Source organism: Aeromonas sp. R2-2, from assembly GCF_040908355.1.
Classification (GTDB): domain Bacteria; phylum Pseudomonadota; class Gammaproteobacteria; order Enterobacterales; family Aeromonadaceae; genus Aeromonas; species Aeromonas veronii.
In genome coordinates, this window is sequence record NZ_JBFODQ010000043.1 from 1 (window position 1) to 9,947 (window position 9,947).

The following is a 9,947-nucleotide window of genomic DNA, read 5'->3' on the forward strand; positions in this document are numbered from 1 at the left end:
GATAAGGGGCTCCCGGCATGGACACTGGTGCATCCTGGACCGGGAATCACAGTCGCGAACCATAAAACAGCACAGGCGGTCAGTGTGAACTGCCGCCTGTGGTCAGAGGATTACTTGCCCTCTTTGGGCTGTTGAGAATGGGGTTGCTGTGAATGAGGCGGTTGCGAGTGCATCACCTTGTAGATGAAGTAGGCCGCGTAAGAGCTGATCAGCAAGAAGGTGCCGATAATCACCAGCATCGACATCAATCCCACGCTGTTGCCAAACATCAGGTCCAGCCAAAAGTCCATTTTATTGCTCCTGTCACCCGGTTGATGACAGGTATGATAAATACCTCTTTGCCCCGTCCGGGATGATCCCGATCAACTCCCTTGCAGGTTGTTTAATAACCAGTGTGTTCTGTGATCATTCTCACTGGACTCCTTGCTACCGAGCCTGCACAGGGCCCGGTGTGGTGAGCGGGGTAATGCGCCACCCTTGCTGCTCCAGCAACGCCAGCAACCCCTGTTCGCCGTAAAGGTGCAGGGCGCCTACCACGATAAAGCTCTCGTTGGGCAGGGTGGACCATTTTTTCAGCCAGTTATGGTTGCGCTCGGCCAGCAGGGTCTGCTCCATCCAGCTTTGTAGCGCGGGGGGAGCCATCTCCTCCTTGAGCAGATTGATCAGCGTCGCCTCATCCCCCTGCTGCCACGCCTTCATCACGGCGGCGAAACCACTCTCCAGCATCGGTAGCTCATCCAGGGTGCTGGCGAGCATCAGGGGCTGGTTGTCACCCACGCTGGCCAGATAACCGAGCTGCTCCAGCAGGGTTTCAAAACCCACTACCGGTTTGCCCTCTTTGGCGGCCCGGACGGCAAAGTGCTGGTCTATCCCGAGTTCACTCTTGAAGTCGGAGCGGGCCATGGCGGCCTGGGTCAGGGTAATGGCGGCAAACCATGGGCGCAGGGTGGCGAGGGTCGCCTCGTCGATGCCATAGCGGGCGCCCGCCATCAGGGTGCGTTGATAGAGCTCGGCAGGCAGATGATCCTTGAGCGGTTTGCCATCCACCAGTCGGGTGAGGGAGCTGGTCTGTTGCCACTGATCCGGCGTGATGCTGTTCATGTCCACCTCCATCACCAGTGCGCGACTCTGCAGCCAGGCACGCTCCACCGGCTCGGGCAGAGGATAGAGGGCTGGTTTACCTGCATGGATGGAGCCCAGCAGCCAGTGTTGCTGGTTGCCCTTGCTCACCCGATAGAAGGCGGGATCGGCAAAGGCGTGCAGCGGTAGCAGCAGGCAGAGCAGGAAGGCAAAGAGGGTGCGATGAAATCTCATGGGGATCCTTAATGTGCGCCGGGTGACTTCTCTTGCTGACAATAACTCCTATGATAAGTCCTCATTTCAGATAACCAAGAGGTTTGCCATGCCCCATCTTCGTTTTCGCGCCGTGACGCTCGATACCCTGCAACAGGTGAGCGGCCCGCTGCTGGCCGAGCTTTGCGAGCTGACCGGCGGCAAGCCGGAGTTTGTCACCATGGAGCGGGTGGAGAGCTGCTGGATCCGTAACGGCGAGCCAGAGGCGGGATTTCCGTTTGTCGAGCTGCACTGGTTCGAGCGGCCACAAGAGATGCAGGACGCCGTCGCGCGCCTTATCACGCGCCATTTGAAACGGGTGCTGGGGGAGCAGACCTATGTGGTGGTGCAGGTAGTCCCCTTGGTCAAGAGCGCCTACTACAGCAATGGCGAGCACTATTGAAGAGAGGGACAAACCAGGTTGGCGGGACGGGTGATGCCGCTACCCGGCTAACGCCACTTGGGCGGCAGGATGCTTGTCGCCCATCACGGGATCAGGCCGATTTGGCCAGCAGTTTATCGAGCCAGCGAGTGGGCAATACCCGTCGCAGGAAGGCAAACAGCCGGGTCGGCGTGGTCACCGGATAGCGCGCCTTGGGATGGGCGTGGGTCAGTGCATGGAGCAGTGGCGGGATGCAGGCGTCGCTTGGGAGGGTAAAGCTGCTGGTGGCCCCCTCTTTTTCCAGCCGCGTCAGGGTCTGGCGGTAGGCCGACTGATGACGGCTCTGGGCCGGATCGATGTGACGCAAGAAGGCGCTGCGGGCATTGGCACGAAAACGGGTATCGATGGGGCCCGGTTCAATCAGGCTGATATGTACCCCGCTGCCCGCCAGTTCGAGGCGCAGGGTGTCGCTATAACCTTCCAGCGCAAACTTGCTGGCGTTGTAGGCGCCGCGATACTTCATGGCAACCAGCCCCAGTACCGAGCTGTTCTGCACTATCCGCCCCTCTTTGGCCTCCAGCATCGGCGGCAGCACCTGACGGATCAGATGGTGCCAGCCAAACAGGTTGGTATTGAACTGCTCCCTGAGCGCCTCGGTGGGCAGATCTTCCAGCGCACCGGGTTGGCCATAAGCGCCGTTGTTGAACAGGCCATAGAGGCGCCCGCCCGCCAGATGGAGCGCAGCACTGGCACCCAACTCGATGGAGGCGGGATCCGACAGATCCAGCTGTACCGCCAGCAATCCCTGTTGCTGCAGACGGGCCACATCTTCCGCCTTGCGTGCCGAGGCGATCACGGTAAAACCGTGCTGCCCCAGCGCCTGTGCGGCGGCGAGGCCAATACCGCTGGAACAACCGGTGATCAGAACAAAACGGGGCATGATGGCGTCCTTGTGACTGCTGACAAAAGCGTGCGGGCTGGTGAGTGGATAAAACCCTTATCCGGCTCGCATGTTAGCCTGCCAACCGGTAAAAAGAAAACCGGGCCAAGTGGCCCGGTTTGCTGACATCGTATTGCCTGATTACATGATGGTAAACGGCATGATGATGTGGAACTTGACGTCACGCTCGGAGGTAAACACGTTCGGATAGTCAGTCCAGCCCTTCCAAGTGGATGGCAGGTCATTGTTGTAGTCGGTGTAGTGCAGTTTGAACAGGGTGCCTTTCAGCTTGCCATCCTGCACGGTATAGCTGACATCGAAGTTGGCTGCCCACTCGGTATCGCCTTCAGCAACTTTAGTTCCATCACCTTTCTCCATATCCCAGCCGTAAGCACCGGATACGCCTACAGACCAGCCAGGAGCACCAACCAGGTCATCCAGAGAACGTGTTACACCGAAGAACAGCGCTTTTTCGTTGTTGGCGTTCCAGTCAGAGCGGGAGTCCCACCAAATTTCGTTGGCGCCCTGGGAGTTGCCGTAACCACGGGTCAGACGGGGCAGGTAGTTACCTTCAACACCCTCAGCTTTGGTCCACATACCTTCCAGACGGAAACCGTACTGCGCATAGTTCCACGCAGCTGTCAGTGCTTGTTGCCATGCCAAGCCATCATAAGTTTCTACATCACGACCAGAGGCGTTTTTGTACGTTTCTGTTTCGGAGCCATAGAATTGGTAGCTGGTTGACAGGCCGCCCAGTACGTCAAACTTGTGAGCCAGTTTGAAGTGGTAGCTATCCATATAATCGGCTGATTGGCCGAAAGAGCCAGTAATGGCTGTGCCATTTTCAAAGGTGTAACGAGCGGCGACGGCATGGATGTAGTCGATCTCGTTTTCTTTATCGAAGGTATTACCCCAAGCTCCGCCCCACGCTTTACTTTTATAAAAGCCTTGGGTTTCTTTGAACCAGGGAGCTTTGTATTCATCTGCGATAGCGTAGGTCAAATAGAGACCACCTACGTTACCTTCAACTTGTCCACCACGATAAGTACCTGGTTGGTAGGACCAGTTAACGCCAATCTGGCCAGGAACATACAATTGGGTATAGCCAGCTTTTGCAGTAAGACCTTCAACCAACTTCAACTTAAGGGCTGCGTTGGTCAGGCTTGCGCCATTTTCTGATTCGGTGTTGCTGGTTCCCCAAGCTCGTCCCCAGAAAGAGAATTCATTCTCGGCGTTGACAGGGTTACTTTCATCAATGGCTAAGTCATAGGCAGTGTATCCGCCCAAGTCCAAGCCAACCACGTCCCATGCATAACCCGAGTTGAAGTTAAGAGCTAATTGAGCGGTCGCATGGCTCAGGTTTGAGCGATATTTTCCGGTGTTATCTGCAGGTACTACACCTGAGTCAACACGGGCGCGATCACGCTGGAAGTAGAACAGACCGCCGGTCAGTTTGGAGTCTTTAACGAAGGTTTCATAGGACTGGCCGTATTCCGGGCTCATCATATCCTGAGCTGCCAACGCCATACCGGGGGCGACCAGAGCGGCTACCACAGCGGCACTCAAAGCGGCGCGCTTGAAGATCACTTTTTCCATTTTTATTGCTCCTGATTTTATGGACTTAGCTTTTTTTTCCGGCAGTTGGCATCGGGCCTACCGCTCGGTATTGGCATTGCAATCAAAACCCCGAAGGGCAAAAAATCTTGTCTTGGCTACCTGCAAACCCGGATGTCTTGGCACATCTGTAGTTGGCAGTCCTGATCATCACATGTTGTTTTTTTATGTTCCGATTCTTGGCTATCGGACAACCCCAAGAGTACGTTCGCGGTGCGAAATATCAATGAAAAGTTCCCTCAACGTTTCAAAAGTATGACCGAGTGCAAATAATCATGGGCAAGGTCGTAAACAGCCTCATGGCAGGTATCACGGTGATGAGAGCGTTTTCTTGAGACCGCAGCCAGCGCCAGTGCGGGTTTTCATCCGGTACGGGGGAAGAGGTGTCAGTTAACCTGCCGATAACAGATAATTTTGTGCTACAAAAAAACTTTCCCTCTGGTTGAGGGAAAGTGATCTGGTGAGGATGCGGGGCGAATAGGGTTCAGCCTTGCTGGCCGAGGATGCGGGGGATCTGCTGCGCCTGATGGTGAATATGGGAGGAGACCTGCACCGAGAGCTGACTCACCTGACGGGCATGCTGATGGATACGGGTGATCAGATCGGCAAAACTGGCCAGTTTGTGCTCCTGACTTTTGGCGTTGTCGGCGCCCTGCAGGGCGATCACTGCGGTGTTGCGGGCGATCTCCCGCACCGCCTGGGTAGTCTGGCGCAGTTGTTCCGCCTGTGCCCGCTGGCGGCTTGATTCGCTGGTTATTCGGTTCAGTACAGTGCCAAGTTGCTCGCCGGATTGGGTCAGGCGCCCCAGAATATCGGTGATCTGGTTGAGGGATTGCTGGGTATTGGCCGAGAGGTGGCGTACTTCATCGGCGACCACCGCAAAGCCCCGTCCCTGTTCCCCTGCGCGGGCCGCTTCGATGGCGGCGTTGAGGGCCAGCAAGTTGGTCTGCTGAGCGATATGACCGATCACATCGACAATGGCCGTCACATCGGCAACCGAGCGGGTGAGGGCTTGCAGCGCCTCATCGCTCTCGTCAATCGCCAGTCCGGTCTGATGAGTGGCATGCAGCATGCTCCCCACCAGATCTTCGCTCTGGCTCATTGCCTGTTCGTTATGGTGGGCATGCTGGGCGATGTCGGCGGCGACCTGATGGACCTCTCCGGCCAGCTGGTTCAGCTCATCCATCATCTGGCCGCTCTCGTCGACCACCTGTTCGGTGGTGCGGGTGCTGTGGTGGATCTCGTCAACCTGACTGACCATCCCTTGCAGGCTGAGGGATACCGCTGACAGCTGCCCCTCTTTTTGTTGTTGGTCCAGTTGCAGGCGACCGATCAGCCGATTGTAGCTGGCAACAATATCGGCCAGCTCGTTGCGATCGCGCCCGGCAGGCAACGGCTCGGCCTGCCCCGTCTGATCAAGCTGCATAAAGGCTCCGCGCAGTCGCAACAAGGGGGTGAGCAGCCAGCGTCGTTGCACCAGCGCAAACAGCAGGGCGACTATCACCAGACAGAGCGCCAGCGTGCCGAGGATGGTGGCCAGCTCCTGATTGACGGCTTGCCGTTCGTGGGCAAGTTGTTCCCCCATCTGTCTGGTCGCTTGCAACATCGCCATGATGTCTTGCTGCACGGTCTGGCGGCCAGCCTGTTGTTGCTGAAGCGCCGTGCGGCTGTTGGCCAATTCCTGCGGATAGCGACCCAGCAGCGAGCGTAATTCGCTGCGCGGTTGATCTCCCAGCTCCTTGCGTACCGGCTCCCCCAGCGTGAATTCATCGGCGGGCGCCTCTTCATACAGGCCGAGCAGCGGCAAGGCTTGCAGCGCTTGCGCCTGTCTTTGCAGTGCCTCCAGCTCAAAGCGGATCCCTTCGAGCAGCTTTTCATTGCCCTGCTCCATATAGCTTTGGCGCAAATGGGCGAGGCGCGGCAGGCCCGCCAGGATCTCGGCCGCACCGCGGCGATATTGCTGTGCCGCGGCAGATTGTTCCGTGTTGGCACCTTGCTCCCCATAGCGGATCAGCTCCATGGCCTGGCTGCCCAGCTCACTCTCGGCATTTTGCAGCAGCAGCTGGCTGTTGCCCGAGAGCTTGCCTGCGGCCTGATAGTCGTGCGCGATGCGCTGCGCCATCTGTTCGAGTTGCTGTCTGAGCGGGGCTGCCACTGCATCATCCTGAGCGGCCAGCGAGGAGAGCGCTTGCTGGCGGACCTTCTCCGCTGCTGTCAGTTGTTGCGGATCGCCGCTGTTGAGGTAGTCACGCAGGCTGTTTTGCAGGGTCACGGTCACAAGTTGTTGCAGCGTCTCGTGCTGATGCTGGGCCTGATTGGTACGGGCAAGCTGCTGCCAGCCGTGGTAGAGGGCCAGCGCCTGTCCTCCCGCGACCAGTAACAAAACAAGGGAGGAGAGGGTGGCGTAATGGGCGATTTTCACGGGGTAATTCCTGTCAGCACAGACCATGGGGGAGCGTGGCCCGAGCCTAAACAGGGATGATGGCGTTTTTATGACAGCATGGTCAGGTGGCCCTATTTTACCGACTTAACTGGCTGGGGATGCCAGTGCTCTGTTGCGTTGGCCCAGCATACCGAGCAGGGCGCCGCCCATGATAAGTGCACCGGCCAGCAGATGGCGCGAGGTCAGCTCTTCTCCGTTCAATGCCACTAACAGCAAAGTACTCAGCAGCGGTGTCAGGTAGGCAAGGGCACCGATCCGGCGTGGATCGCCGTCTCGCAGTGCCAGATACCAGGTCACAAAGGCCGCCCCCATCGGGCCCAGCGCCAGCCCGATGATCAGCCACCAGTCACTGGTGGGGATCTGCGCGAGTGGCAGGGGCCCCTCCAGCAGACGGGCGAGCAGCAGAGCCAGCAAACCAGCGGGCAGGCAGGCTGCCGCAGTGACCACGGCAGGGGCTGGCGGCAGACGGCGTGATAGCACCGAATAGGCCCCCCAGACGACAGCTGCACCGAGCGCCAACAGGTATCCCGGCAGATAGGCCTGCTGCAGTTGCAGCTCGCCATTGACCATCACCAGCATGGAACCCGCCAGACCAAAGGCGCCAGCCAGCAGGTGACGGGCATGGAGGGGATGGCCGGGCAACAACAGCGGGGTGAACAGAATGATGCAGAGCGGCCAGAGGTAGTTGATGAGGTTGGCCTCCAGCACTGGGGCATGGCGAAAGCTCATAAAGAGCAGCAGATGGTAGAGCAGCAATGCCGTAACCGTCACCAGCCAGGTAATCGGGCGAGCGCGCCATTGGCGCCAAAACGGCAAAGCCCCGACCCCGCAGAACAACAGCACCAGCCCGACCAGCACCAGCGGTGACACGCTGGTGACCCGTGACGTCAGCGCCGCCAGTGAGGCCCATAGCACAATGGTCAGCAGTGCAAAACCGGTGGATCTATCCCACCAAGAACATCCGGACATCCAACACTCCTTTGCAAGATGAATGAGCAACAGAAAAGAGTGCAGTCTAGCAGATTGACAATCGACAAACAGTTGCGAGGCGGGCGATTACTTGCAAGTTGGTTGTTCTGTCCGAGCATGCTTAGCCAGTGGAAAATTAGCACCGGCAAGGGATTGAAAGCTTGCCCTGCAAAGAGGAAATGATTATTTGGAGCAACTTCTTGCTCGTTGACTGGTTATTTATACTGATTGGGCAAGTAATCACGATTAAATGCACTGCTCTAGGCAATTAATTGCGTGTTTGTGCATTGAACAAGAACTGGCGAAAGGTAATTGTTTGATAAATAAGGAATAAAAAAAATGGCATGGACGCTGCTAAAGGTTGGTCGAGTGCTATCTCGTTTAACCAACCTATTTAGGAGCATACCCATGCCAACTCCATGTTATATCAGCATCGAAGGTAAAACCCAGGGCAATATCACCGCAGGTGCCTTCACCTCCGATTCCGTCGGCAACATCTTCGTACAAGGTCACGAAGACGAGATGCTGGTACAAGAGTTCCAGCACGTTGTGACTGTCCCGACCGACCCGCAATCCGGTCAGCCGGCTGGTCAGCGTGTCCACAAGCCGTTCAAGTTCACCGTTGCGCTGAACAAAGCCGTGCCGCTGATGTACAACTCCCTGGCTTCCGGCGAGATGCTGCCTAAAGTGACCCTGAAGTGGTACCGCACCTCCGTTGAAGGCAAGCAGGAGCACTTCTTCTCTACCGTGCTGACCGATGCCACCATCGTTGACATCGACTGCCAGATGCCGCACTGCCAGGACCCGGCGAAGTCTGACTTCACCCAGCTTATCCAGGTCTCCATGGCTTACCGCAAGATTGACTGGGAGCACACCGTTGCCGGTACTTCCGGTGCGGACGACTGGCGCGCGCCCATCGAGGCGTAAGCCTTGCTTCGGTACTTTGGTATTCCTTGTAAGTAGTAATGTGTCTTTGAGCCGGTTGTTCAACCGGCTTCTTGTACTGTGCATTTTCTCCAGCCTGGCCAACGGGTTGGCTGGAGCTTTTCTGTTTTGCCATCCCCCTGCCGGGGTTTGATGCCCTGCCGGTGAGTGCGGAGGGATGGCAAAGCACTAAAGGGTGTCCTGTGATGCAGACCCGAACCGCTCGTAACCTGTTAACCCCCTTATCTTTGGTGGCCCTTGCGGCACCGGAGAGGGCGGTAGCGTGGCTGCGCGGCGAGGGAGTGTATGGGCGCGAGAGTTGGCAAGGGCTCAGGCACAGCTTGGCCGTGACAAGAGGGAAAAGCCATGGCTAATCAAACCGGATTGCAATTTACCGTCAAGGTGGGAGCGTTGCCCGAGAGCACCTTCGTGGTGGCCAGTTTTCAGCTGGATGAGGGGCTGAACCGGCCGTTCAACTTGCAGTTGGAGGTGGCAAGTAGCCAGCCTGATGTTGACTTTGGCGCCGTGCTGGACCAGCCCTGCGAGCTGATGGTGTGGTACAACGGCGAGCTGCAACGCCGCGTATGCGGGGTAGTGAGCGAGTTTGCCCAAGGGGACAGCGGCTTTCGCCGCACCCGTTACAGCCTGCAAGTCAAACCGGCCCTGTGGCGGCTGGGCCTGCGCCAGAACTCCCGCATCTTCCAGGCGCAAAAGCCCGACGAAATCCTCAGTATCCTGCTGCAAGAACACGGCATTACTGACTACGCCTTTGCGCTCAAGAACGAGCACGCCCAGCGCGAATACTGCGTGCAGTATCGGGAGACCGACCTCGATTTCGTGAATCGCCTCGCAGCCGAAGAGGGGCTCTTCTACTTCCACGAGTTTGAAGCAGGCAAGCACCGCATCGTCTTTGCTGACGATGCGGCAGCCCTGACCGCCGGCCCCGAGCTATTTTTCAACCTCGGCAACCGCTCGCTGGAACAAGGTCCCTATGTGCGCCAGTTCCACTACCGCGAGGCGGTGCGCCCCTCGGATGTGGAGCTCAAGGACTACAGCTTCAAGACGCCGGCTTATGGCCTCTCCCATAAAAAGCAGGGGGCAGAGCTCGAGCATCAGCGCGATACCTACCAGCACTTCGACTATCCGGGCCGCTACAAGCAGGACCCGAGCGGCAAGGCGTTTGCACAACACCGGCTCGATGCCCTGCGCAATGACGCGGTAGCGGGCAGCGGCAAATCCAACAGCGCAGCCCTCTTGCCGGGACAAAGCTTCGCGTTGACCGAACACCCGAACGGCAGCCTCAACAGCGATTGGCAAATTGTCCATATCCGCCACACCGGTGA

9 protein-coding genes are annotated in these 9,947 nt (G+C 57.8%); 3 read left to right on the plus strand and 6 right to left on the minus strand.

Annotated elements, in window-relative coordinates:
* Positions 1–110: 110 nt before the first annotated feature.
* Together AB5Z09_RS07685 and AB5Z09_RS07690 are read right to left on the minus strand one after the other, a co-directional pair.
* Positions 111–290 (minus strand): DUF3149 domain-containing protein, encoded by a 180-nt coding sequence (locus tag AB5Z09_RS07685; RefSeq protein WP_005338733.1) that lies wholly within the window; start codon positions 288–290, stop codon positions 111–113.
* Between the two features lie 136 nt (positions 291–426).
* Positions 427–1,314 (minus strand): TraB/GumN family protein, encoded by an 888-nt coding sequence (locus tag AB5Z09_RS07690; RefSeq protein WP_368194987.1) that lies wholly within the window; start codon positions 1,312–1,314, stop codon positions 427–429.
* A gap of 88 nt (positions 1,315–1,402) precedes the next feature.
* Here AB5Z09_RS07690 and AB5Z09_RS07695 point away from each other — a divergent pair, with 88 nt between their 5' ends.
* Entirely contained in the window at positions 1,403–1,735 is a 333-nt protein-coding gene (locus AB5Z09_RS07695) for a DUF1904 family protein (protein WP_368194988.1), read from the plus strand.
* A gap of 91 nt (positions 1,736–1,826) precedes the next feature.
* Here AB5Z09_RS07695 and AB5Z09_RS07700 read toward each other — a convergent pair whose 3' ends face one another.
* The 4 genes from AB5Z09_RS07700 to AB5Z09_RS07715 all read right to left on the minus strand — a co-directional run bounded on the left by AB5Z09_RS07700 (position 1,827) and on the right by AB5Z09_RS07715 (position 7,680).
* Complete coding sequence (locus AB5Z09_RS07700; RefSeq protein ID WP_368194989.1) at positions 1,827–2,654, minus strand: SDR family oxidoreductase; 828 nt, start codon at positions 2,652–2,654, stop codon at positions 1,827–1,829.
* Between the two features lie 141 nt (positions 2,655–2,795).
* On the minus strand, positions 2,796–4,250 hold the full coding sequence (locus AB5Z09_RS07705) for an OprD family outer membrane porin (protein ID WP_019446288.1): 1,455 nt from the start codon (positions 4,248–4,250) through the stop codon (positions 2,796–2,798).
* A gap of 502 nt (positions 4,251–4,752) precedes the next feature.
* Positions 4,753–6,690 (minus strand): methyl-accepting chemotaxis protein, encoded by a 1,938-nt coding sequence (locus AB5Z09_RS07710; protein ID WP_368194990.1) that lies wholly within the window; start codon positions 6,688–6,690, stop codon positions 4,753–4,755.
* A gap of 105 nt (positions 6,691–6,795) precedes the next feature.
* Positions 6,796–7,680: a DMT family transporter gene (locus AB5Z09_RS07715; RefSeq protein WP_368194991.1), complete on the minus strand. Its 885-nt coding sequence runs from the start codon at positions 7,678–7,680 to the stop codon at positions 6,796–6,798.
* A 408-nt stretch (positions 7,681–8,088) separates the two neighbouring features.
* Between AB5Z09_RS07715 and hcp1 the strand changes: the two genes are divergently transcribed.
* Entirely contained in the window at positions 8,089–8,607 is a 519-nt protein-coding gene (gene hcp1 / locus AB5Z09_RS07720; RefSeq protein WP_005332563.1) for a type VI secretion system effector Hcp1, read from the plus strand.
* A 363-nt stretch (positions 8,608–8,970) separates the two neighbouring features.
* Positions 8,971–9,947: type VI secretion system tip protein TssI/VgrG (tssI, locus tag AB5Z09_RS07725; RefSeq protein WP_368194909.1), on the plus strand; the 977-nt coding region annotated here is incomplete at its 3' end.